22 protein-coding genes are annotated in these 22760 nt (G+C 57.4%); 16 read left to right on the top strand and 6 right to left on the bottom strand.

Features of this window, described 5'->3' with window-relative positions:
* Position 1: 1 nt before the first annotated feature.
* Positions 2-508 carry a cold-shock protein gene (locus RUE5091_RS06940; protein WP_370732069.1) on the bottom strand — a complete coding sequence of 169 codons (507 nt, stop codon included), beginning with the start codon at positions 506-508 and terminating at the stop codon, positions 2-4.
* 142 nt (positions 509-650) lie between these two features.
* Positions 651-1256 carry a pyridoxamine 5'-phosphate oxidase gene (gene pdxH / locus RUE5091_RS06935; RefSeq protein ID WP_058281451.1) on the bottom strand — a complete coding sequence of 202 codons (606 nt, stop codon included), beginning with the start codon at positions 1254-1256 and terminating at the stop codon, positions 651-653.
* A gap of 136 nt (positions 1257-1392) precedes the next feature.
* Between pdxH and fabI the strand changes: the two genes are divergently transcribed.
* The 5 genes from fabI (at position 1393) to trpE (ending at position 7363) form a co-directional block, all read left to right on the top strand.
* Complete coding sequence (gene fabI, locus RUE5091_RS06930; protein ID WP_058281181.1) at positions 1393-2199, top strand: enoyl-ACP reductase FabI; 807 nt, start codon at positions 1393-1395, stop codon at positions 2197-2199.
* Positions 2200-2204: 5 nt separating this feature from the next.
* Complete coding sequence (gpt, locus tag RUE5091_RS06925) at positions 2205-2714, top strand: xanthine phosphoribosyltransferase (protein WP_058281180.1); 510 nt, start codon at positions 2205-2207, stop codon at positions 2712-2714.
* A gap of 27 nt (positions 2715-2741) precedes the next feature.
* A complete protein-coding gene (locus tag RUE5091_RS06920) occupies positions 2742-3917 on the top strand; it encodes an aminotransferase (protein WP_058281179.1) in 1176 nt (391 codons plus the stop codon).
* A gap of 80 nt (positions 3918-3997) precedes the next feature.
* Positions 3998-5839: a peptidyl-prolyl cis-trans isomerase gene (locus RUE5091_RS06915; RefSeq protein WP_058281450.1), complete on the top strand. Its 1842-nt coding sequence runs from the start codon at positions 3998-4000 to the stop codon at positions 5837-5839.
* A gap of 12 nt (positions 5840-5851) precedes the next feature.
* Entirely contained in the window at positions 5852-7363 is a 1512-nt protein-coding gene (gene trpE, locus RUE5091_RS06910; protein ID WP_058281178.1) for an anthranilate synthase component I, read from the top strand.
* A gap of 44 nt (positions 7364-7407) precedes the next feature.
* Here the strand turns inward: trpE and RUE5091_RS06905 are convergent, their stop codons facing one another.
* Positions 7408-8934, bottom strand: coding sequence for a divergent polysaccharide deacetylase family protein (locus tag RUE5091_RS06905; RefSeq protein ID WP_243470727.1), 1527 nt, complete (start codon positions 8932-8934; stop codon positions 7408-7410).
* Positions 8935-9051: 117 nt separating this feature from the next.
* Here RUE5091_RS06905 and RUE5091_RS06900 point away from each other — a divergent pair, with 117 nt between their 5' ends.
* From RUE5091_RS06900 to lexA, 6 genes are all read left to right on the top strand, one after another.
* Positions 9052-9633: an anthranilate synthase component II gene (locus tag RUE5091_RS06900; RefSeq protein WP_058281176.1), complete on the top strand. Its 582-nt coding sequence runs from the start codon at positions 9052-9054 to the stop codon at positions 9631-9633.
* Positions 9630-10649: an anthranilate phosphoribosyltransferase gene (gene trpD, locus RUE5091_RS06895; protein WP_058281175.1), complete on the top strand. Its 1020-nt coding sequence runs from the start codon at positions 9630-9632 to the stop codon at positions 10647-10649. Before RUE5091_RS06900 ends, trpD begins: the two co-directional genes overlap by 4 nt.
* Positions 10646-11458 carry an indole-3-glycerol phosphate synthase TrpC gene (gene trpC / locus RUE5091_RS06890; protein ID WP_058281174.1) on the top strand — a complete coding sequence of 271 codons (813 nt, stop codon included), beginning with the start codon at positions 10646-10648 and terminating at the stop codon, positions 11456-11458. Before trpD ends, trpC begins: the two co-directional genes overlap by 4 nt.
* Positions 11458-11931 (top strand): cyclic pyranopterin monophosphate synthase MoaC, encoded by a 474-nt coding sequence (moaC, locus tag RUE5091_RS06885; protein ID WP_058281173.1) that lies wholly within the window; start codon positions 11458-11460, stop codon positions 11929-11931. Before trpC ends, moaC begins: the two co-directional genes overlap by 1 nt.
* The gene (locus RUE5091_RS06880; RefSeq protein ID WP_058281172.1) at positions 11928-13100 is read left to right on the top strand and encodes a molybdopterin molybdotransferase MoeA; all 1173 of its coding nucleotides are present in this window, start codon (positions 11928-11930) and stop codon (positions 13098-13100) included. The genes moaC and RUE5091_RS06880 overlap by 4 nt, the downstream gene beginning before the upstream one ends.
* A gap of 78 nt (positions 13101-13178) precedes the next feature.
* Entirely contained in the window at positions 13179-13877 is a 699-nt protein-coding gene (gene lexA, locus RUE5091_RS06875; RefSeq protein WP_058281171.1) for a transcriptional repressor LexA, read from the top strand.
* Here the strand turns inward: lexA and RUE5091_RS06870 are convergent.
* Positions 13871-15922, bottom strand: coding sequence for a ComEC/Rec2 family competence protein (locus RUE5091_RS06870; protein WP_058281170.1), 2052 nt, complete (start codon positions 15920-15922; stop codon positions 13871-13873). The genes lexA and RUE5091_RS06870 overlap by 7 nt on opposite strands.
* A gap of 78 nt (positions 15923-16000) precedes the next feature.
* Between RUE5091_RS06870 and gltX the strand changes: the two genes are divergently transcribed.
* Together gltX and gltA are read left to right on the top strand one after the other, a co-directional pair.
* A complete protein-coding gene (gene gltX, locus RUE5091_RS06865; protein ID WP_058281169.1) occupies positions 16001-17401 on the top strand; it encodes a glutamate--tRNA ligase in 1401 nt (466 codons plus the stop codon).
* A 120-nt stretch (positions 17402-17521) separates the two neighbouring features.
* Positions 17522-18817: a citrate synthase gene (gltA, locus tag RUE5091_RS06860; RefSeq protein WP_058281449.1), complete on the top strand. Its 1296-nt coding sequence runs from the start codon at positions 17522-17524 to the stop codon at positions 18815-18817.
* A 48-nt stretch (positions 18818-18865) separates the two neighbouring features.
* Here gltA and RUE5091_RS06855 read toward each other — a convergent pair whose 3' ends face one another.
* On the bottom strand, positions 18866-19930 hold the full coding sequence (locus RUE5091_RS06855; protein ID WP_058281168.1) for a PA0069 family radical SAM protein: 1065 nt from the start codon (positions 19928-19930) through the stop codon (positions 18866-18868).
* Positions 19931-20220: 290 nt separating this feature from the next.
* On the opposite strand from RUE5091_RS06855, the gene RUE5091_RS06850 reads away from it, so the two are divergent.
* Positions 20221-20919, top strand: a complete 699-nt coding sequence (locus RUE5091_RS06850; RefSeq protein WP_058281448.1) for a cobalamin B12-binding domain-containing protein — start codon at positions 20221-20223, stop codon at positions 20917-20919.
* Between the two features lie 87 nt (positions 20920-21006).
* On the top strand, positions 21007-21672 hold the full coding sequence (locus tag RUE5091_RS06845; RefSeq protein WP_058281167.1) for a DUF1638 domain-containing protein: 666 nt from the start codon (positions 21007-21009) through the stop codon (positions 21670-21672).
* A gap of 6 nt (positions 21673-21678) precedes the next feature.
* Here RUE5091_RS06845 and RUE5091_RS06840 read toward each other — a convergent pair whose 3' ends face one another.
* Entirely contained in the window at positions 21679-22089 is a 411-nt protein-coding gene (locus RUE5091_RS06840; RefSeq protein WP_058281166.1) for a SufE family protein, read from the bottom strand.
* Between the two features lie 139 nt (positions 22090-22228).
* On the opposite strand from RUE5091_RS06840, the gene RUE5091_RS06835 reads away from it, so the two are divergent.
* Positions 22229-22756, top strand: coding sequence for a hypothetical protein (locus RUE5091_RS06835; RefSeq protein WP_058281165.1), 528 nt, complete (start codon positions 22229-22231; stop codon positions 22754-22756).
* Positions 22757-22760 lie beyond the last annotated feature (4 nt).

Raw genomic sequence — 22760 nt, 5'->3', positions numbered from 1 at the left:
ATTATTCGTCCAGTGCCGCTTCCCAGGCCATAACCTGAGCTGCCATGCGCCCGCGTTTACCACTGATGACACGCATCGCCAGCGCCTCACCTGGTTGCAGATCGGCCAGACCTGATCGACGCAGAACTTCGATATGCAGGAACACGTCCTCGCCCCGGCCAAAAACATTGGCAAAACCAAAGCCCTTGCCCTTGTCGAACCACTTTACCCGCGCCGCCTCCAGCGGAGCTTCGGCGATCACAACCGGATCAAGCTCTGCAAAATCTGCCAGCAGCATCGAGTCGGCCCGTTCAGGTGGATCCACGCTGATCACCTCGACCGCCTGAACACCCCGATCGGTGCGATGCGTCATAATTTCGATCCCGGCGCCATCGGCGACCGAGCTTTGACCGAAATTACGCAACACATTCACATGTAACAGAATATCCGGACCGCCTTCGTCAGACACAACGAAACCGTACCCCTTGGCGGGGTCGAACCATTTCACGTGTCCACGGACGCGGTACATGTTGTTCAGATCTTCTGGCACGGTTTTCCCATCGCGAAAATTAATGGTTCGTTAAGGGTCCGATGTGTATGGGATTGGCCCGTAAATTCAAGCTGAAAAAATCCTGTGTTTCCTTCGTGTTGCATTTCACGATACGCGAACGTCATGGATTCAACCTTTGTACATCCCATGCCGAGTCTTCGTGATCCCGGCGCCACTGGAACCTGTCGTGCAACCGGAATGCACCATCGGCCCAAAACTCGATCTCGGTCGGCACCAGCCTGTACCCGCCCCAGAACGGTGGTCGCGGAGGGTTTGTCCCCAGTTTCGCGGTCACCTTTGCAACTTCTGCCATCAAAGCAGATCGGCTGCTAAGGGGTTGAGACTGTTTCGAAGCCCAAGCCCCAAGACGGCTTTTTAACGAGCGGGACGCATAATATTCATCAGCTTGCGGTCCGCTTTCGCGGGTTATTGTACCACGAACACGGATTTGCCGCCGCAAAGATTTCCAATGCATCACAAAAGCTGCCTTGCCCGCCGAATCTAGCTCGACCGCCTTGGCACTTTCGTAGTTGGTGTAAAACACGAAGGCGTCGGATTCGATTTCCTTCAACAGCACCATGCGCACGTTGGGCATGCCATCAGAATCGACAGTTGCCAACGCTATTGCATTGGGATCATTCGGTTCGCTGTCTTTGGCCTCGCCCAGCCACCGCCCCGCAATTTTAAACGGATCGGTGCCGGCGAAGAGGCCGTCACGCTCGGTCATTTCCATCCCCCGGAAACTATAATTAACCACCCTAGGGCGAGAACCCGCTGCGGGCAAGAGTTCGCGGCCTTGATGCAGCGCATCCAATGGCATAAACCAACTCAACAAATCGCGACGACAGGCGGAGAACCAAAGCATGTCAAATCAGTTGATGGCCGGCAAACGCGGCCTCATCATGGGACTGGCCAATGACAAATCAATCGCATGGGGAATCGCCCGCGCCTTGTCCGACGCCGGGGCCGAACTGGCCTTTTCCTATCAGGGCGATGCCCTAAAAAAGCGAGTCGACCCATTGGCGGCGCAATTGGGCAGTGAAATTGTCCTGCCCTGCGATGTCGGTAACGAGGAATCAATTGATGCCTTGTTCTCGGAACTGGAACAGAAGTGGGGCAAGCTGGATTTCGTCGTTCACGCGATTGGCTTTTCCGACAAGAACGAACTGCGCGGTCGGTACGTCGACACCAGCCGGGCAAATTTCAAGCTGACCATGGATGTGTCGGTTTATTCTTTCACCGCCGTTATGCAGCGCGCGGAAAAGATGATGTCCGAAGGCGGCAGCGCAATCACGCTGACTTATTACGGTGCCGAACAGGTGATGCCGCACTATAACGTCATGGGTGTTGCGAAGGCTGCGCTGGAAGCATCGGTCAAATATCTGGCCGAGGATCTCGGCAAGGACGGTATCCGCGTGAACTCGATCTCTGCCGGTCCGATCAAGACGCTGGCCGCCAGCGGTATTGGCGACTTCCGCTATATCATGAAGTGGAACGAGTATAACTCGCCCCTGCGTCGCAATGTGACGATCGACGATGTCGGTAAATCAGCGCTGTATCTGCTGTCTGACCTCAGCAGCGGCGTCACGGGTGAGAATCTGCACGTAGATTCGGGGTATCACATCGTCGGCATGAAAGCCGTCGACGCCCCGGACGTTGAAAAGGGTTAAATGCAATGAGCGCCAAGGACCGCCTGCCCCACGAAAAAGGTTTTCACATCAGTTGGGACCAGATTCACCGCGACTCGCGCGCCTTAGCGTGGCGTCTGGATGGTCAGGGCCCGAATGACGGTGCCTGGCGCGCTGTGGTTGCGATCACCCGTGGCGGCATGGCCCCCGCGATGATCGTCAGCCGCGAGCTGGACATCCGCACCGTCGACACAATCAGCGTGCGGTCCTACCATCACCAGGATCAGGGCGAGGCAGAGGTGCTGAAAGCCCCCGATACGGAACTGATGGGCGATGGCACCGGCATTCTGATCATCGACGATCTGGTCGACAGCGGCAAAACACTGGAATTGGTGCGGGCGATGTATCCCAAGGCTCATTTCGCAACTGTATATGCCAAGCCCAAGGGTCGCCCCATGGTGGATACGTTTATCACCGAAGTTAGCCAGGATACGTGGATCTTCTTCCCGTGGGATATGGCCCTCCAATATGTCGAGCCATATCGCGGCACCGACTGATCTTTTTCTGAACATCTAGGACCGCGCATGACCCGGACACGCACCGCCGCCACCTTCGCCCCTCCGGTGATGGAGGCGCGACGCTGGCTGGAAGGCGTGATGTTTCCTGAAAACCGGCCTCTGATCAATGTCAGTCAGGCCGCGCCCGTCGATCCGCCCCCTTTGGTCTTGCGTCAGGCCATGGCCGAATTTGCGGTGACCGAGGACCGGGCGCACGTATATGGGCCGGTTCTGGGCAATCCCGATTTGCGCACCGAACTGGCGGTGCAAATTGGTCAGCACTATGCTGCCGAGATCGCACCAGATCAGGTCGCAATCACCTCAGGCTGTAATCAGGCGTTTGCCGCCACGATCTCGGCCATCACCGATGAAGGGGATGAGGTCATCCTGCCAACCCCATGGTATTTCAATCATAAAATGTGGTTGGATATGGCAGGAGTGCATGCCGTTGACCTGAAAACCGGAGATGATCTGCTGCCTGATCCAGACGCCGCCCGCGCGTTGATCTCCGACAAGACCCGCGCTATCGCTCTGGTGACTCCAAACAACCCGGGCGGTGTGGAATACCCGGCTGGTCTGGTCCGTGCATTCTATGATCTGGCCCGCGAAAAAGGACTGCGCCTATTGGTCGATGAGACCTATCGCGATTTTGACAGCCGTAGCGGCCCGCCCCATGATCTATTCGCGCAATCCGGATGGGATGAGACGCTGGTTCACCTCTATTCCTTTTCCAAAGCCTATCGCCTGACCGGTCATCGCGTTGGCGCGATTGCAACCAGCGCTGACCTGCTGGCCGAATTGGAAAAATTCCTCGATACAGTGGCGATCTGCCCCGGTCAGATCGGCCAGTTCGCAGCCCTTTGGGGAATGAAGAATCTGTCGCAGTGGGTTGCCGGAGAGCGCGACGAAATCCTCGACCGACGCGCCGCGATCCAAGAGCAACTACCGCGCCTGACTGACAAGGGCTGGCGCTTGCTGGGGCTGGGGGCTTATTTTGCCTATTTCGAACATCCGTTCGATATTTCCTCGGACGAGTTGGCCCGCCGTTTGGTGCCCGAGGCCGGTGTTCTTCTGCTGCCTGGAACCATGTTTGTGCCACAGGATGATCCCGCCGGAAAACGCCAGATGCGCATTGCTTTCGCCAATCTCGACCGCTCAGGAATCGCGCAATTGTTCGAACGGTTGCGGGCCCTGTCCTTCTGAGCTTGCCCCCCGGCGGTGCGCGTCGTATTCAGGGCCGCAACCGACAGGGCAGTTCCTTGCCACAAGATAAAGAGGGCACCATGGCCGCAGGCATGAAAAACCTATCGAAGACCTTTGTCTGGATTCTCATGGGCCTATTGATGCTGGGCCTTGCAGGCTTTGGCGCGACCAGCCTAAGCGGTACCGTGCGCACGGTCGCGCAGGTCGGGAACGAAGAGGTTTCGATCAACCAATACGTTCGCGAACTACAGCGTGAAATCCGCGCGGTCGAAAGCCAGACCGGTCAACCTCTGCAAATGTCGCAGGCGCATGAGTTCGGACTGGACCAATTAGCCCTGTCGCGCCTGACCGCTTTGGCCGCGCTTGACAACGAAGTCGGTGAGTTGGGCATTTCGATCGGGGATGAGAATCTGCAGGAAGAAATCGTCGCGGTTCCGGCCTTTCAGGGTGTTAATGGCACGTTTGACCGCGAAGCCTATCAGTTTCAGCTGGAACAGGCTGGCATGACGGATTCCGAATTCGAATCGGACCTGCGCAAGGAATCTTCACGCACCATCGTGCAAAACGCGGTGATCAGCGGGGTTGAAATGCCTTCTCTTCTGACTCAGGTGCTGACGGACTATGTTGGCGCACGCCGCAGTTTCACCGTTGCGACGGTTGGGCCTGACGCCCTAACCGCGCCCGTTCCCGCACCTACAGATGAACAGATTCAGACCTATTATGATGAGAACCAGGATCAGTTTACCCTGCCCCGTACCAAGCAACTGACCTACGCGATCCTGTCGCCCGACATGCTGTTGGACAGTGTCGAGATTGACGAGGATGCGGTACGTCGCCTCTACGATCAGCGTGCCTCGGAGTTCTATCAACCCGAGCGTCGCTTGGTCGAACGCCTGACCTATCCGAACGAAGAAGATGCGCAGCATGCAATAGCGCAGCTTGAGGTCGGTGGCACCACGTTCGAAAACCTCGTGCGGGATCGTCAACTAGAGCTGAGCGATATCGACCTTGGCGATGTCACCCGCGAAGATCTGGGCGAAGCCGCAGATGCCGTTTTTGCCGCCGATCTGGATACGGTCGTTGGCCCGCTGCCCTCGACCTTCGGTCCGGCGCTGTTCCGTATCAACGGATCTCTGGCCGAAAACAACACACCCTTCGAAGATGCCGCCCCAGCCCTGCGTGAGGAACTGGCCGCTGACCGCGCGCGCCGTCAAATCGAAGCGCAGGCCGAAGACATTGACGATCTGCTTGCCGGTGGTGCGACGCTGGAAGAACTGACCGGCGAGACCGAGATGGAACTGGGCCAGATCGACTGGACCCGCCAAAGCGATGATGGCGTTGCCGCTTATGACGGGTTCCGCACCGCTGCCGAAGCCGTGAACGAAGGGGACTTCCCCGAGGTTGCGTTCCTCGAAGACGGTTCGATCTTTGCGCTGCGCCTGAACGAACTGCTGCCTCAACGGCCCGAGCCCTTGGAAAGCGCGCATGATCGTGTGGCTGCCGCTTGGACGCAGGTGGAAACCAGCAAAGCGTTGGCTGAATATGCAAATTCCGTTCTGGAGCAACTGACGACTGACGGCGATTTCACCGCCACCGGTCTGCAGTTCCGGGTGGAAAATGCCCTGACCCGCACCGCTTTCCTTGAGGATGTGCCAGCGGATTTCATGGGTCAGGTGTTCGAGATGGAGACTGGTGAACTGCGTGTTGTTCCCGGCGACGGTACTGCTTTTGTTGTGCGCCTCGAAGAACTGCTACCGCCTGCGGAGACAGATGAACTGCGTCAGGTACAGACCGCGCTCGAGGCACAACTGAATCAGGCGCTGGCCCAGAACATCTTTGACGCCTATGTGCGCGACGCGCAGACCCGCGCCCGTCCTGTGATTGACCAACGCGCGCTGAATGCCGTGCAGTCGAGCTATTAAAAGAGACCGAATATGGCCCTGACCCCCGAGTTTGACAGCTTCGCCCGCGCTTATGAGGCTGGCGAAAATCAGGTCGTTTACACCCGTTTGGCGGCCGATCTGGATACGCCTGTGTCCCTGATGCTCAAGCTGACGGGCGCGCAGAAAGACGCCTTCATGCTGGAGTCCGTGACCGGTGGCGAGGTGCGCGGCCGCTATTCGATTATTGGAATGAAACCGGATTTGATCTGGCGCTGCCGCGGTGAGACATCAGAACTGAACCGCTCAGCCCGTTTCGATGCCGATGCGTTTTCGCCGCAAGACGGCAATCCGATGAATAACCTGCGTGCGCTGCTGGCCGAAAGCCGGATTGCGCTGCCCGACGATCTGCCACAGGCAGCGGCGGGTCTGTTCGGGTATCTGGGCTATGACATGGTGCGGCTGGTTGAATATCTGCCTAACGTGAACCCCGATCCGCTGGGCTTGCCGGATGCGATTATGCTGCGCCCTTCGGTCATCGCCGTTCTGGACGGCGTGAAGGGCGAGGTCACGGTCGTCTCGCCTGCCTGGGTGGCCGAGGGGCAATCCGCCAAAGCCGCCTATGCACAAGCCGCAGAACGCGTCATGGACGCAGTGCGCGACCTGGAACGCGCCATGCCCGCCGAAACCCGCGATCTGGGCGATGCGTCCGAGGTTGCCTCGCCTGTGTCGAACTTCACCAAATCCGGATATATGGAAGCGGTTGAAAAGGCTAAGGAATATATCCGCGCAGGTGACATCTTTCAGGTCGTTCCTGCGCAGCGTTGGACGCAAGACTTTCCGCTGCCGCCCTTTACGCTGTATCGGTCATTGCGGCGCACCAACCCATCGCCGTTCATGTTCTACTTCAACTTTGGCGGATTTCAGGTCATCGGTGCCAGCCCAGAAATTCTGGTCCGCGTCTTCGGCGACGAGGTGACGATCCGCCCCATCGCTGGTACCCGCCCACGTGGCGCAACCCCCGAAGAGGACAAGGCCAACGAGATCGATTTGCTGGCGGACAAAAAAGAGCTGGCCGAACATCTGATGCTGCTGGATCTAGGCCGCAACGATACGGGTCGCGTGGCCAAGATCGGCACCGTGCGTCCGACCGAAGAGTTCATCATCGAACGTTACAGCCACGTGATGCATATTGTCTCGAACGTGGTCGGAGAACTGGCCGAAGACAAAGACGCGCTGGACGCTTTCTTTGCGGGGATGCCTGCGGGCACCGTCTCGGGCGCGCCAAAAGTGCGCGCGATGGAGATCATCGACGAGTTGGAGCCTGAAAAGCGCGGAGTTTATGGCGGCGGAGTCGGATATTTCAGCGCCGGAGGTGACATGGATATGTGTATCGCCCTGCGCACGGCCATCGTGAAGGATAACAAACTTTATATTCAGGCAGGCGGCGGCGTTGTTTATGACAGCAACCCCGAGGCGGAATTTATGGAGACCGTCCATAAGTCAAATGCCATTCGCCGCGCGGCTGCGGACGCATCCCGTTTCACAGGTTCGGGTAACGCATAAAAAACGGTTGGCTTAAAAGGCCAACCGTTTCAACTGTTCAGATCTTACTGAACTTCTTTCATCATCACGGCCGAGATTGGCGCCATTGCTACACGGCTGCCGCGATCCTCAAGCCCCCACAACAACAAAGCCGAGATCGTGTCGGGACGCAGACGACCAAGCATCACGACCGTACCCTCCTGCCCGGCGCGAAACGCGGCCTGGTCCAGAAAACGGCGCATGATCTGGGGATCCTGGCGCGCTCCGTCGATATCGCGGAAAATCACGCCGGATGGCACGCCATTGCGCGCAGCCAGCTTTTGCACCGTATTCAAACCGTTGTCTTGCGTGATCAGACCACGACCAGTGTCGGCAGCAATCGCAGCCACTTGATCAGCCAATTTGCGGTTGCCCTGAATCCCCGAATCCACACCCTCGAGAATACCAACTGTTTCTGGCAGCGTGTCGAGCCACACGGCCAGCGATACCTCTGCGTCCTGCGCGCTGGCGGCTTCATGCAGATCCGCCATTGCCAGAACCTCGAACCCAGCCTCGCGGTGACGTGCCATTTTTTCGACAGCCTCCGGATCAGACGGGCTGACGGCAAAACTCAGCGGATAAGGAAAGTCGCGCAGGGCTTCGGCACCATAGGCTCCTTCGTCGTCGATTAGGATGATCGACATCAATGGCTTGGATTCGGGATTTTCAAATTTGGCAGCATAGGCTTCGATCGGCATTCCCGGGGCAGCTATTTCCGGGCCAGTCGTGCTGACCTCAATAACATCATCACGCTCCGTCAAGGGCACCACCCGTTTGCCGACCAACGGACCTGAAACCGCTGTGTCAGTCCCACCAATTTGGGGAACAGAAGCGATCCGGGGCAAATTGCGCGGCGCTGTATCCTCATCGCCTTCTACAGCAATCGGACTGTCGGTGAATGGGTTTTCCTCTTCAGGGTCCGACACTGCTGAGATTTCGGGTTGTACTTGAATATCGTCAACCTTGGGTTCCGGAGTCGGTTGGGCTTCGGCAACTTCGGGATTCGGGTCGATGGACGGCTGGGGCTGTGGTTCAGGCACCTCCAACGACACCTGAGGCGTAGCTTCAGAGTTTGGGCTCCCCTGCGGTACCGGTAGGGTCTGCGGTGCAATCGGTGCCTCTGTCGTCACGGCCACCGGTACAGATTGGGCAACGCTCGGGGCATCGGCTTGTGGCGCATTCTCAGTCACCTCAGGCTGCGCCTCAGGCTCAATCTCAACGTCCAAAAGCTCCGACAACGTGTCGCTTTGATCATCAACGGCTTCGGGTGTGGTAGGCGGCAACTCCAGCACATCGGAATCACCACCAGCATCGGTAGCGTCTGCAACAGTGTCCGGGACTTCAGCCGCTGATGGTTGCGGTGCGGAAACCGCTACATTCGGTTGGCTGGCCAGAGGCATGTTCAGTGACAACATTGCCCCTAATACTAGAACAGTGATCGTTCCCACGATCATTCCACCGACAAATCCGCCCATACCAAATGCCTCTCGTCTTGGCCCTGCTTCGATCACATGTTCGCCGTCTGCTGCGGCATTTGCTTGTCGCGGCGCCAAGAACGGGATGTCCCCTTGACGCTGCCGCACAAGCCTGAGCATGTATGTCCCGACATTATACCGTGGCTCGGGGCTGCATCGCCACCCCGAAATGCCCAATCCGAGACAAGTGCCCAAATGCTGCTGCTGATCGACAACTACGATTCGTTTACCTACAACCTGGTACATTATTTAGGCGAACTTGGCGCCGAGATGGTTATTCGGCGGAATGATGCCTTAGACGTTCAGGAAGCCATGGCTATGAACCCGTCCGGCATCCTGCTTAGCCCCGGCCCCTGTGATCCGGATCAGGCCGGAATTTGCCTGGCCCTGACCGAGGCTGCTGCCGAAACGAAAACACCGCTGATGGGGGTCTGCCTTGGTCATCAGACCATTGGGCAAGCCTTTGGCGGCGATGTGATCCGGTGCCATGAAATCGTACATGGTAAAATGGGCATGATGCACCACACCGGCAAAGGAGTGTTTGCCGGACTTCCCACGCCATTCGAGGCGACCCGTTACCACTCGTTGGTGGTCGATCCGAATACCCTGCCCGACTGTCTTGAGGTCACGGCAGAGCTGGAAGATGGCACCATCATGGGCTTGCAGCACAAAGAGCTGCCGATTCACGGCGTTCAGTTCCACCCGGAATCCATCGCGTCCGAGCATGGTCACGCCCTGCTCAAGAATTTCTTGTCTGAGATGAAAGTTCCTGCATGAGCGACGCTCTGAAACCGCTGATCGGAGCCGCCGCCGACCGGCCTCTGACTCGCACCGAGGCCGAACAGGCCTTTGGTATCCTGTTTGACGGCGAAGCCACACCCAGCCAGATTGGCGGGTTGCTGATGGCCATGCGTACCCGCGGCGAAACGATCGAGGAATATGCCGCCGCCGCCGCCGTGATGCGCGCCAAGTGCAACGCTGTCAGCGCGCCTGCCGGTGCGATGGACATCGTCGGAACCGGTGGGGACGGTAAAGGCACGCTGAATATCTCGACCGCCACAGCTTTTGTTGTTGCAGGTGCCGGTGTGACGGTTGCCAAGCACGGCAACCGCAATCTCAGCTCGAAATCTGGGGCGGCGGATGCTTTGGGACAGCTGGGAATCAATGTCATGGTCGGCGCCGAAACTGTTGAAAACGCTTTGAAAGAGGTTGGTATCGGATTCATGATGGCCCCGATGCACCATCCTGCCATTGCCCATGTCATGCCCTCGCGGCAAGAGCTTGGGACCCGGACGATCTTCAACATTCTTGGACCATTGACGAACCCTGCGGGTGTCAAACGCCAACTAACAGGGGCTTTCAGCCGCGACTTGATCCGGCCCATGGCAGAGACGCTGGGTCTGCTTGGATCTGACCGCGCTTGGCTAGTTCACGGCTCGGACGGCACCGATGAGTTGACCATCACAGGCATCAGCTGGGTTGCTGCGCTTGAGAATGGCACCGTCAAAGAGATCGAACTCCACCCCGAAGACGCAAGTCTGCCGGTGCATCCTTTCGAGGATATCCTAGGCGGTACGCCCGAAGAAAACGCCGTCGCCTTCCGCGCGCTGCTGGACGGGCGCCCTTCGGCCTATCGCGACGCGGTACTTTTAAATTCGGCCGCCGCTCTGGTTGTTTCCGACGCTGCAAGCGACCTCCGGGATGGTGTTGAAAAAGCTGTCGAAAGCATCGACAGCGGAAAAGCTAAAGAAAAAATTGCCGCACTGGCCCGCATGACTCAGGAGGCCGCATGACCGAGACGGTACTAGACAGGATCAAAGCCTATAAACTGGAAGAAGTAGCTGCGGACAAGGCTGAGAAGTCCTTGGAAACACTGGAAAGTGAGGCACGGTTCGCACCCGAGGTGCGCGGCTTTGCCAATAGCTTGCAGAAAGCGACACGTCGCGGTTACGGCCTGATCGCCGAAGTCAAAAAGGCCAGCCCGTCCAAGGGTTTGATCCGATCGGACTTCGACCCGTCCGCGTTGGCGAAAGCCTACGAAGACGGCGGCGCGACTTGCCTGTCCGTATTGACCGACACGCCCAGTTTTCAGGGGGCTAAGGAGTATCTGACCGCAGCTCGCGCTGCGACCTCACTGCCAGCCCTGCGCAAAGATTTCATGTACGATCCCTATCAGGTGGTCGAGGCGCGCGCATTGGGGGCCGATTGTATTTTGATCATCATGGCCTCGGTCGAAGATGGTCAGGCGGCAGAATTGGAGCAGACGGCTTTTGACTGGGGCATGGATGTTCTGATCGAAGTGCACGACGAGGTCGAACTGGAACGTGCGACCCAGCTGAAAAGCTCATTGATTGGGATAAATAACCGTAATCTCAAGACCTTCGAGACTACCCTTGATACAACACGCCGCCTGTCCAAACTGGTTCCGGGTGGTCGAACTATCGTCTGTGAAAGCGGTCTAAGCACACCGGAAGATTTGGCCGATATCGCTCGTTATGGCGCACGGTGTTTCCTGATTGGGGAAAGCCTGATGCGTCAGGACGATGTATCTGCCGCGACCCGGCAATTGCTGGCAAACCCGCTGATACCCGGAGTGATGTAATGCCGCTGACCCATTTTGATGCGCAGGGCCAGGCCCATATGGTCGATGTCTCGGACAAGGCTGTTACGGACCGTGTGGCTGTTGCCGCGGGCCACATCAAGATGGCACAGGAAACCTTTGATTTAATTTCAGAAGGTCGCGCCAATAAGGGCGACGTTCTGGGCATTGCGCGACTAGCCGGTATCATGGGTGCAAAGAAGACGCCCGACCTGATCCCGCTCTGCCATCCTCTGCCGGTAACAAAAGTTGCAGTCGAATTGACGCTGGACACTGAATTGCCCGGCGTGCAGATCGAGGCAACCGTTAAGACCTCGGGTCAGACTGGGGTTGAAATGGAAGCGTTGACCGCCGTCTCTACTGCCGCATTGACTGTCTATGACATGACCAAGGCGGTTGATAAGGCGATGGAGATCGGCGGCATCCGTGTTCTGCTGAAAGATGGCGGTAAATCAGGGCGTTACGAAGCGACATGATTACTGTCGAAGACGCTCGGGCGCTGCTGTTTGATCTCGTTTCTCCACTCAACGCCGAAACGGTTCCTCTTGCCGAAGCTGCAGGGCGCGTGTTGGCACAGAATGTCAGCGCCACACGCGATCAGCCCCCTTTTGCTGCATCTTCCATGGATGGTTATGCCCTGAAATCGGCCGAGGTCGAACAGCACGCTATGTTCAAGGTTGTCGGCGAATCCGCAGCCGGGCGTCGATTTGAAGGCACCGTTGGACCCGGCCAAGCCGTTCGCATCTTTACGGGTGCACCGGTTCCTGACGGGGCGGATTTCGTTGTTATTCAAGAGGATACGGATCGACGTGGCGATCTGCTAACAATCACAGACGACCCCGGATCTAAAACGAACATCCGCCCTGCTGGTATCGATTTTACCGTAGGCACCAAAATTACAGCTCCACGTATTCTGCGCCCTGAAGACGTCGCGCTGCTCGCGGCAATGAACATCGCGGTGGTGCCAGTCAGACGTAAACCCGTGGTCGCACTGATCTCGACCGGGGATGAACTGGTGATGCCGGGCGAGACGCCCGGCCCGGATCAGATCATCGCCTCGAATACGTTTGGTCTGAAAGCGATGTTAGAGAACGCAGGCGCGCATGTTCGCGTTCTGCCCATTGCACGCGATACCGTCTCATCGCTTGGAACGGCGTTTGGGCTGGCTGACGGTGCGGATCTGGTCGTGACAATCGGAGGGGCCTCGGTCGGGGAATACGACCTGGTCGCCGACGTCTCACAGAATTTGGGGATGGAGCGGTCGTTCTACAAAATCCGCATGCGCCCCGGGAAACCTCTGATGGCGGGTCGGTTGGGTGACACAGCAATGGTTGGGCTACCGGGAAATCCTGTGAGTGCAATGGTTTGCGGCTATCTCTTTCTGATCCCCATGCTGCGCCGCATGATGGGCATCGAACAAGCTTTGAACCCATTCCAGCGCGCCAAGCTTGCCGAACCGATCGGCAAAAACGGTCCACGTGAACATTACATGCGGGCTGTCCTCAGTGACGATGGCCTTCGTGCCTGTTCCGATCAGGATAGCTCGCTTCTTAGCGTTCTGGCAAAGGCCAACGCGCTATTGGTCCGCGAGCCACATGATCCGGCACGCCCCGCAGGGGATCAGGTTCAGTACCTGCCGATTTAGGCCGCGCTCAAATCCGTTGACACAAAACGTGAACATGCGTAGAACAAAAGAAAACGCATAACCGACGAGGTGTGAGCAATGCTGACCAAGAAACAGTTGGATTTGTTGGAATTCATCCACAAACGCGTTCAAGCAGACGGTGTTCCGCCCAGTTTCGACGAAATGAAGGCCGCGTTGGATTTAAGATCGAAATCCGGCATTCATCGCCTGATCACGGCGCTGGAGGAACGCGGCTTTATCCGTCGCCTCGCCCACCGCGCGCGTGCGATAGAAATCGTGAAACTACCCGAAAGTCTTGGTGGTGAACCAACAGCTGCCTTCAAACCCCGTGTGATTGAGGGTGACAGACCCGAAGGCCCGCGCCCGGCAAACTTCGAACCGGTCACTGTGGATGCCTTGGAGTTGCCCGTTATGGGTCGCATCGCAGCTGGTGTTCCGATTGAGGCGATCAGCCATGTATCGCACCGCGTTGCCGTGCCAGGCAGTATGGTTTCGGGCAAAGGTGAGCATTATGCGCTTGAGGTACGCGGCGATTCGATGATCGACGCCGGTATCAATGACGGCGACGTTGTGGTGATCCGCGAAACCAAAGTGGCCGATAATGGCGATATCGTTGTGGCACTGGTCGAAGATCAGGAAGCCACGTTGAAACGGTTTTTCCGCCGCGGCAACGCTATCGCGCTTGAAGCTGCAAACCCCGCCTACGAAACCCGCGTGCTGCCCGAAGACAAGGTCAAGGTGCAGGGACGCTTGGTTGGGTTGATCCGCAGCTACTGATCCCTTTTGAAATTGCGGTTCTCGGTGATTGCCGGGGACCATAAGCGTTGGCCAATCGTCTCTTGGCTGGTTGTAATCCGATCATTTGATATCGCGAGGCTTCCGGTCTCTTTCAGCCTGTTCGGATCGAAAAGACCGCAATCCCCACTCAGGTTCAGATCAACGGCAGACACTACGATCTGGTGGCCTTGGCATTCGTCGAACCCCTGGGCCGCGCGCTTTCCGGTGATGTGGATCAATTCCTTGCCCTGCCAAGTGTAACGTTTAACCATATCCGCGCCATCGGGCCAACGGCTGGCCGCCTTCATCTGATCCACCCCGTCGCCGTCATTTTCCAACCATACCGTTGCGATGAACCCGCTGCCCTTTTCTTTGCTCAACGCACGGCCATTTTCCGACATGACGCCCACCAATCCACCTGAATCCGCAATCAGAACTTCGGGCCTATGCGCCTGTTCCCACGTTAGAAAAGCCGTTACAACCGGAATAATCCCAATCCATTTCGCGCGCCCTTGCCATAGCGCCAGCCATAAGGCCCCCAAAGCAATCATGGGCAACACGTAGTGCGGAGGGCTGACAACATAACCCTGCGCTCCATCAAGGGTCGACACATGTTGGGAAACAGTAAGGATCCACTTCAGCCCCAGACCCATGACATTCAACGCCACGCTCTCTAGCCCGAAGGGGGCCAAGAGCGCCGCGACAAAGGCAGCGGGTACTACAATTGTACCCATCACCGGAACAGAGAGCATATTGGCCAACAATCCATAGTGCGACATCGTGTTGAAATGCGCGGCACCGATCGGAGCAGTCGCAAGTCCGGCAATGGCAGACGACAATAACAACCCGGCTACAGGCTTCGTCCATTTCGACCCTGGCATAGGCCCATAGCCCCGCAGCTGTCCGAACACCGCCACAAGCGCGGTCGTTGCAGCAAACGACATCTGAAATCCGGGGCTCAACAGAGATTCGGGCCGCAATATCAACACGATCAACGCGGCAACGGCCACGGCGCGTAAAGAAATTGCGCGGCGGTCGATCAGGATCGCCCCCAGCATGACGCTGACCATGACAAACGCCCGTTCTGTGGCAACGTTTCCACCAGACAACATCAGGTAAATTACCGCTGCGACCAGCGCAAAACTTGCCGCCATCTTTCGCACCGGCAATCTCAATGCAACTTCGGGAATGGCAGACAGGCATAGCCGGAACACCAGAAAGACGAACCCAGTCAGCAACCCCATGTGAAGGCCAGAAATTGCTAGCAGATGCGCCAGGTTCGAGGCGCGCAGGGAATTTAGTGTCTCTTGTCCCATGCCACTGCGGTCTCCGGTCGTGACGGCGGCTGCAAACCCTCCGACCTCGCCGGGCAGGATCGCGCGAACCCTTTCTGAGATGGCCATTCGCAAGGCCGTAATCCGAACCCCTTCGGTTGCGTCAGTGGCTGGCGCAATGGTCATTACCGGCACCCTGGTATAGCCAACTGCACCCAATCCCTGAAACCAGGCATGGCGGCGGAAATCAAAACCACCGGGCTCGACTGGCCCTTGCGGTGGGGACAGGTGCCCTGTGGTCATGATCCTTTGGCCCGGCGCCAATGAGGCCGGCCCGCCATGCAGCGAAAGCCGGACGCGCTGCGGTCTGCGGTTCACGGGCACATCCCCTACACGCACCCGATCCAGCGTGACCCGCAACGCGTCCGACGCAGAGCGATCCATGGCTACGACCCGCCCCTCGATCGGGCCGTAATACCGCCAGGACAGGACCGGCTCTGCGACCGAGTGGGCCCGCGCTCCAGCCAGCATGAAGCCGGCTGCAATCAGCGCACCCCCCATTGCCAACGCCGCCCAACCGGTACGCCGCGCGCGACCAATCCAGACCAGCACCGCAACACCCAACAGAAGACAAGCATAGACGTGCCATTCCGGTTCAAACCGAAGGCTGAAATACAGGCCGATGCCAACCGCCAGACAAATCGGAGACCACTGAAACAGATACCCTGTCTGGTTCAGCAAAGCAGCGTCGACCCGTGCCAGAACACGCATGGTTGCCCCCGTCCTTCGGGCTCGTTAGACAGACGCCAAGCTATGCCAGACACGGTTACCAAAAGGTTAATCCACACAATGTCCGATCAGGTCGTCACCCGTTTCGCCCCCTCGCCCACCGGTTTTTTGCACATTGGCGGAGCCCGCACTGCGCTGTTCAACTGGCTTTTTGCCCGTGGACGTGGCGGTAAATTCCTGCTGCGGATTGAGGACACGGATCGTGAGCGTTCAACGCCCGAAGCGACAGCGGCCATTCTGCAAGGGATGAAGTGGCTCGGGCTTGATCATGATGGTGATGTGATCAGCCAGTTCGAAGGTGCCGCGCGTCATGCCGAGGTCGCGCATCAACTGCTGGCCGAGGGCAAAGCTTATAAGTGTTTTTCGACGCAGGAAGAGATCGCAGCCTTTCGCGAACAAGCCCGAGCCGAAGGCAAATCCACCCTGTTCCGCAGCCCCTGGCGTGACGCCGACCCGGCATCGCACACAGACGAACCGTTTGTAGTTCGCATCAAAGCGCCGCAGGACGGAGCCACCGTGATCCGCGATCAGGTGCAGGGCGATGTGACGATCCGCAACGACCAGCTGGACGACATGATCCTACTGCGCTCGGACGGCACGCCGGTCTATATGCTGGCTGTTGTGGTGGATGATCACGATATGGGCGTGACCCATGTGATCCGGGGCGATGATCACCTGAACAATGCCGCGCGCCAGATGATGATTTACGAAGCAATGGGCTGGGACGTTCCGGTTTGGGCGCACATACCGCTGATTCACGGGCCGGACGGTAAGAAACTGTCGAAACGTCACGGTGCGTTGGGCGCGCAGGAATATCAGGCGATGGGCTATCCAGCCGCCGGTATGCGCAATTATCTGGCGCGTCTGGGTTGGAGCCACGGCGATGACGAGTTCTTTACCGACGATCAAGCCAAAGAGTGGTTTGATCTGGACGGAATCGGCAAAAGCCCGGCCCGCTTTGATTTGAAAAAATTGGAGAATCTCTGCGGACAGCACATTGCGGTTTCGGATGACGCTGCGTTGCGGCGTGAAATCGAAGCGTATCTGGCAGCAGCTGGCCTTCCCACTCTCAGCCAGACACAATCCAGTGATCTGGAACGTGCGATGTATTGCCTGAAGGATCGCGCGCGAACATTCCCGGAATTGCTTGAAAAAGCTCATTTTGCGCTAATTTCCCGCCCGATCGAACCAGATGAGAAAGCGGCAAAGGCGCTGCAAAATGTATCCGACGGTATACTAAGAGAATTGACGCCGCATGTGCAAAATGCTAGCTGGTTGCGGAACGAACTGGAGGAAGCCCTCAACGCCTTTGCAGAGGCAAAGGATATCAAGTTCGGCAAGCTGGCCGGGCCCTTGCGGGCGGCTCTGGCAGGTCGAGCAGTGACTCCTTCGGTGTTTGACATGATGCTTGTGCTGGGGCGCGAAGAGACCCTGGCGCGGCTCTCCGACGCAGCGAAATAGTCCTGACTTAATTTTCAGGTAACGCTGCTCCGCTACGACCCGGTCAACACTTTGGTGCGTGACCGCAGACCGCGCGCAAGCCGTTCTCTCGGCGTGCTCATGAACGAAGAAGGGACAACAATGACCGACAGCCAAAAAACAGCCACTCTTTCCGTACATGGCGAAAATTACGAGTTGCCGGTTTACTCGCCAACTGTAGGTCCTGATGTGATCGACATTCGCAAACTGTACAGCGATGCGGGTGTGTTTACTTATGATCCGGGCTTTACGTCGACAGCCAGCTGCGACAGCACCATCACCTATATCGACGGTGATAAGGGCGAACTGCTGCACCGCGGCTATCCGATTGATCAGCTGGCCGAAAAATCGCACTTCCTCGAAGTCTGTTACCTGCTGCTGTACGGAGAGCTGCCGGTCGCAAAAGATCTGGAGAAGTTCGAAACCACGATCACCCGCCACACCATGATGCACGAGCAGATGCAGTATTTTTATCGCGGCTTCCGTCGCGACGCGCATCCAATGGCGATCATGGTCGGCGTCGTTGGCGCGATGTCGGCTTTCTACCACGACTCGACTGATATCTCAGATCCTCGCCAGCGTGAGATCGCATCGCACCGCCTGATCGCGAAGATGCCCACCATCGCGGCCTGGGCCTATAAGTATCACACCGGTCAGCCCTTCGTATATCCGCGCAACGATCTGGACTATGCCTCGAACTTCCTGCGCATGTGCTTCAGCGTTCCCGCCGAGGAATATGAGGTCAATCCGATCCTTAGTCGTGCGATGGACCGTATCTTTACCCTGCACGCGGATCATGAACAGAACGCGTCGACCTCGACCGTGCGTCTGGCGTCGTCATCGGGCGCAAACCCGTTCGCCTGTATCGCGGCTGGTATCGCCTGCCTCTGGGGCCCGGCCCACGGTGGTGCAAACCAGGCATGTCTGGAGATGCTGGAAGAGATCGGTTCGGTGGATCGCATCCCTGAATACATTGCCCGCGCCAAGGACAAGGACGATCCGTTCCGCCTGATGGGTTTTGGCCACCGCGTCTACAAGAACTTTGACCCACGCGCCAAGGTGATGAAGCAATCGGCTGACGAAGTGCTGGATCTTCTGGGTATTGAAGACAATCCAAAACTGCAGGTCGCAAAAGAGCTAGAGAAGGAAGCGCTGGAAGATCCATACTTCGCTGAAAAGAAACTGTTCCCGAATGTCGACTTCTATTCGGGCATCATTCTTGAGGCGATGGGCTTCCCAACCTCGATGTTCACACCGATTTTCGCCCTGTCGCGCACCGTTGGTTGGGTCAGCCAGTGGAAAGAGATGATCGCCGATCCTCAGAACAAGATCGGCCGTCCGCGCCAGTTGTATCTGGGCGAGACCATGCGCGATTACGTGGATATCGAAAACCGCTGATTGCTGACATTGAACGCAAAAGCCCCGGATCAGACTCCGGGGCTTTTTTCATAGAAGGCTTAGTTGATCGCCGATCTGAGTCGGTCGCGCGAACTGATCGCAGCACAGCGGGTGCGTTTTCGTCGCTAAGCCTAACCGTTTGACCGCCAGCTTGAAACGTTTGGCAATCAGACCGGCATATTCGCCCTCGCCCCGCATGCGATGACCCCAGCGCGGGTCATAGTCCCTGCCCCCGTGCATTTCGCGCAGCTTGGACATGATCTTTTCAGCGCGTGCTGGTTCATGATCGCCCAACCACTCTTGCCAGAGTTCAGAAACTTCGCGCGGCAGGCGCAACATGATCCAGCTTGCGGCATCAGCACCGGCCTCCCTGCCCGCTTCAAGCAAATGTTCCAACTCATGATCCGTCAATCCCGGTATGACAGGAGACGTCATCACCCGTACGGGAATGCCCGCTTTGCTCAGGCGTCGAATGACAGCCAGTCGCCGCTGGGGAGAAGGTGCGCGCGGCTCCATTCGGCGCGATAGATTGGCATCCAAAGTGGTGAGTGAAATCCCAACCCGCACCAAACCCTTTTCCGCCATGGGGGTCAGAATATCCAAATCCCGCTCGACCAGAGCACCTTTGGTCACGATGCCAATCGGATGGTTGAATTCCTGAAGGACCGAAAGACACTCCCTTGTAATGGAACGGGTTTTCTCAACCGGCTGATATGGATCTGTGTTTGTTCCCAAGGCAATCGGGGCCACCCTGTAGCTCTTGGACGCCAGTTCTTTACGCAGAATCTCCGCCGCATTTGGTCGCGCAATCAAACGAGTTTCAAAATCCAGACCTGGGGACAGCCCTAAATAGGCGTGAGTCGGGCGAGCAAAGCAGTAAACACAGCCATGCTCGCATCCGCGATACGGGTTTATCGAGCGATCAAAGGGCAAATCAGGCGAACGGTTGTAAGTGATCAGGCTGCGCGCGACCTCATCCCGAATATCGGTTCTCAACGGCGGCAGGTCTTCCTCGGTATCCCAGCCGTCGTCGCAAGGAACAGTATCGAAATGCTCGAACCGTCCGGCGGTGTTGGTGGAGACTCCACGGCCTCGGATATGCGATACAGCCATATTTGTTCTCGTTATGTTCCTTCCTGTCGGTATACCGCCTATCCAAAAATCCCGCAAGCGTACCAATCGGTTCCGAATAGATTTCAGCGACGTGGCCATTCGCGACCAAAATGAGCGAGATACAGGATCATCATGCAGATAATTCTGTCGAGTGACGCGAAAAATTACCGTATAGGTCGGTCCCGAAACCACTGAGGTCGCAATCGTCACAGTCAAACTGCGACGTTTTGGCCAAAACGGGAAAAATGCCACCACGGGCCGATGGCCCGCACAGCTCAGGGAAACGCCCCATGTCTGAAGAAGAAGACATCGTCCTGTCCGAACTGAATGACGACGAACTTGTCGAGCAAATGTTCGACGATCTTTATGACGGCCTGAAGGAAGAGATCGAAGAAGGTGTGAACATCCTGCTGGAGCGCGGATGGACGCCTTACGACATCCTGACCAAGGCTCTGGTCGGTGGCATGACCATCGTTGGCCACGACTTCCGCGACGGTATCCTGTTCGTGCCCGAGGTTCTGCTGGCGGCAAACGCGATGAAGGGCGGTATGTTCATCCTCAAGCCGCTGCTAGCCGAAACCGGTGCGCCGCGCGTGGGTAAAATGGTAATCGGCACCGTCAAAGGCGACATTCACGACATCGGTAAAAACCTCGTGTCGATGATGATGGAAGGCGCCGGCTTCGAAGTGGTCGATATCGGCATCAACAACCCGGTTGAGAACTATCTGGAAACACTGGAGGCCGAAAAGCCCGACATTCTGGGTATGTCCGCCCTGTTGACCACCACAATGCCTTATATGAAGGTTGTGATCGACACGTTGATCGAACAGGGCCTACGCGAAGAGTATATCGTTCTGGTCGGCGGCGCGCCGCTGAACGAGGAATTCGGCAAAGCCATCGGCGCAGACGCTTATTGCCGTGACGCGGCCGTCGCGGTTGAAACCGCCAAGGATTTCGTCTCGCGCAAGCACAACCAACTGGCCGGTTAACCGGACGCACAGCTTGTTCTGGGGCCGTCCGGGTTTCGGGCGGCCTTTTGTTACACCGACTGTCGCATAGATTCCGAGGGGCACCCAATGCAGCAGGATAAATTGCCAGACGACGCCAGCCTGACGACCAAGGGTTATGTATCCGATGAACAGGGACGCATCCTGTTGTTGGCCTGCGGTGCGCTTGCGCGCGAGATTCTAGACCTGAAGCAGCGCAATGGCTGGGATCACATGGTACTGACCTGCCTGCCCGCAATTTTTCATATCCAGCCTGACAAGATCATTCCCGCGGTGCGGGAAGCTGTCGCCAAACATCGCGACGACTATGACCAGATATTTGTTGTCTATGCCGATTGCGGTACTGGCGGCTTGCTGCAACAAGCTTGCGAGGAACTCGGCATCGAGATGGTGAAAGGCCCGCATTGCTATTCCTTCTTCGAAGGAAATCAGGCCTTTGATGCCCATGGCGACGAGGAAACCACTGCCTTTTATCTGACTGATTTTCTGGCCAGGCAGTTCGATGCCTTTGTGTGGAAACCCCTGGGGCTGGACCGACACCCCGAGCTGCTTAGCATGTATTTCGGCAACTACACCAAGCTTGTCTATCAGGCACAGATCGACGACCCGGACCTGACAGCCCGCGCCCGTGAATGCGCCGAGCGGATGGGTTTAGATTTTGAACGCCGCTTAACCGGCTACGGCGATCTGGAAACCACTCTGAGAGACTGGGCAACCCGCAAACCAAAAGACTGAATTAAATCAGGCGTTTTCCTGCGCCACTTCGCGGATACGTTCAATCATCGCCCGCAATCCGTTCGACCGTTGTGCGGACAGGTGATCGTTCAGACCCAGTCGAGCCAGCTCACCACCTGCATCCACCTTGGGAACTTCGCTGACGGGTAACCCATTATACAGGGATCGCAGTACCGCAATCAGGCCGCGCACGATCAACGCATCGCTGTCACCGTCGAACCGGAACACCCGGTTCTCGATGATCGGGTGCAGCCAGACCTGACTTGCACAGCCGTGGACTTTGGTGGCCGGCACTTTCAGCGCGTCGTCCAGCGGCTCCATCGCTTTGCCCTGGTCGATGACGTGGCGATACCGGTCTTCCCAGTCCTCCAGAAACTCGAAATCCTCGACGATCTCTTCAAAGGCAGGCGTTGCCATGTCGCGGCGGTCCTTTCATTGCATTCACAATTGTGAACTATGCCTCTGATCTATGCCTGTCCACCCCCCTGCGTGGCTTTTCAAGCAGCAGAAATTGCGATAACCCATTGCAGGACTTACTGCTCTGAACGTTGGAACCATGCAAAAATCTTTTACTGTTATCTTGGTTGCCACCCTGACCCTGTCAGCTTGCAACAGCTGGCGCGAGTCACGGGTGAACCCGTCCAACTGGTTTGGTTCCAGCACGCCAGCCGCTCCGACGGAATCAGTGGTCAATGATGCCAATGCTCTGGTGCCCGACACCCAGGAAGGCGGCGGCCTGTTCTCAAGGTCTGCTCCCGAAGATACCAGCGTTCCAATCGCCAAGATTGACGAACTGCGGATCGACCCGACACCGACAGGTGCGATCGTTTACGCGTCGGGAACTGCAATCCGCCAAGGCGCGTATAATGCCCGACTGGTCCGCGTGGACAGCGAAGAGAATCAAGAAAACAGTGTTTTAGAGTTTACTTTCCGGGTAAATTATCCCGCGCGGGCCACCAATACCGGCACCGAACGGTCCCGCAAGGTGTCCGACGCCATCAATATCAGCCAGGATGACCTGCAAAATACCCGTCTGGTGCGGGTTGTGGGGCAGCAGAACGCATTGGAATCGCGGCGCCGTTAGTGGG

This window comes from Ruegeria denitrificans (assembly GCF_001458295.1).
Classification (GTDB): Bacteria; Pseudomonadota; Alphaproteobacteria; order Rhodobacterales; family Rhodobacteraceae; genus Ruegeria; species Ruegeria denitrificans.
Note: the sequence above shows the minus strand (reverse complement) of the source record. Positions and strands in the feature narration are given on the sequence as shown.

What these genes read in the sequence shown, in the direction of transcription:
- RUE5091_RS06940 (WP_370732069.1), bottom strand. Translation starts at nt 508, where the DNA reads ATGTACCGCGTCCGTGGACACGTGAAATGGTTCGACCCCGCCAAGGGG.
- pdxH (WP_058281451.1), bottom strand. Translation starts at nt 1,256, where the DNA reads ATGACCGAGCGTGACGGCCTCTTCGCCGGCACCGATCCGTTTAAAATT.
- fabI (WP_058281181.1), top strand. Translation starts at nt 1,393, where the DNA reads ATGTCAAATCAGTTGATGGCCGGCAAACGCGGCCTCATCATGGGACTG.
- gpt (WP_058281180.1), top strand. Translation starts at nt 2,205, where the DNA reads ATGAGCGCCAAGGACCGCCTGCCCCACGAAAAAGGTTTTCACATCAGT.
- RUE5091_RS06920 (WP_058281179.1), top strand. Translation starts at nt 2,742, where the DNA reads ATGACCCGGACACGCACCGCCGCCACCTTCGCCCCTCCGGTGATGGAG.
- RUE5091_RS06915 (WP_058281450.1), top strand. Translation starts at nt 3,998, where the DNA reads ATGGCCGCAGGCATGAAAAACCTATCGAAGACCTTTGTCTGGATTCTC.
- trpE (WP_058281178.1), top strand. Translation starts at nt 5,852, where the DNA reads ATGGCCCTGACCCCCGAGTTTGACAGCTTCGCCCGCGCTTATGAGGCT.
- RUE5091_RS06900 (WP_058281176.1), top strand. Translation starts at nt 9,052, where the DNA reads ATGCTGCTGCTGATCGACAACTACGATTCGTTTACCTACAACCTGGTA.
- trpD (WP_058281175.1), top strand. Translation starts at nt 9,630, where the DNA reads ATGAGCGACGCTCTGAAACCGCTGATCGGAGCCGCCGCCGACCGGCCT.
- trpC (WP_058281174.1), top strand. Translation starts at nt 10,646, where the DNA reads ATGACCGAGACGGTACTAGACAGGATCAAAGCCTATAAACTGGAAGAA.
- moaC (WP_058281173.1), top strand. Translation starts at nt 11,458, where the DNA reads ATGCCGCTGACCCATTTTGATGCGCAGGGCCAGGCCCATATGGTCGAT.
- RUE5091_RS06880 (WP_058281172.1), top strand. Translation starts at nt 11,928, where the DNA reads ATGATTACTGTCGAAGACGCTCGGGCGCTGCTGTTTGATCTCGTTTCT.
- lexA (WP_058281171.1), top strand. Translation starts at nt 13,179, where the DNA reads ATGCTGACCAAGAAACAGTTGGATTTGTTGGAATTCATCCACAAACGC.
- RUE5091_RS06870 (WP_058281170.1), bottom strand. Translation starts at nt 15,922, where the DNA reads ATGCGTGTTCTGGCACGGGTCGACGCTGCTTTGCTGAACCAGACAGGG.
- gltX (WP_058281169.1), top strand. Translation starts at nt 16,001, where the DNA reads ATGTCCGATCAGGTCGTCACCCGTTTCGCCCCCTCGCCCACCGGTTTT.
- gltA (WP_058281449.1), top strand. Translation starts at nt 17,522, where the DNA reads ATGACCGACAGCCAAAAAACAGCCACTCTTTCCGTACATGGCGAAAAT.
- RUE5091_RS06855 (WP_058281168.1), bottom strand. Translation starts at nt 19,930, where the DNA reads ATGGCTGTATCGCATATCCGAGGCCGTGGAGTCTCCACCAACACCGCC.
- RUE5091_RS06850 (WP_058281448.1), top strand. Translation starts at nt 20,221, where the DNA reads ATGTCTGAAGAAGAAGACATCGTCCTGTCCGAACTGAATGACGACGAA.
- RUE5091_RS06845 (WP_058281167.1), top strand. Translation starts at nt 21,007, where the DNA reads ATGCAGCAGGATAAATTGCCAGACGACGCCAGCCTGACGACCAAGGGT.
- RUE5091_RS06840 (WP_058281166.1), bottom strand. Translation starts at nt 22,089, where the DNA reads ATGGCAACGCCTGCCTTTGAAGAGATCGTCGAGGATTTCGAGTTTCTG.
- RUE5091_RS06835 (WP_058281165.1), top strand. Translation starts at nt 22,229, where the DNA reads ATGCAAAAATCTTTTACTGTTATCTTGGTTGCCACCCTGACCCTGTCA.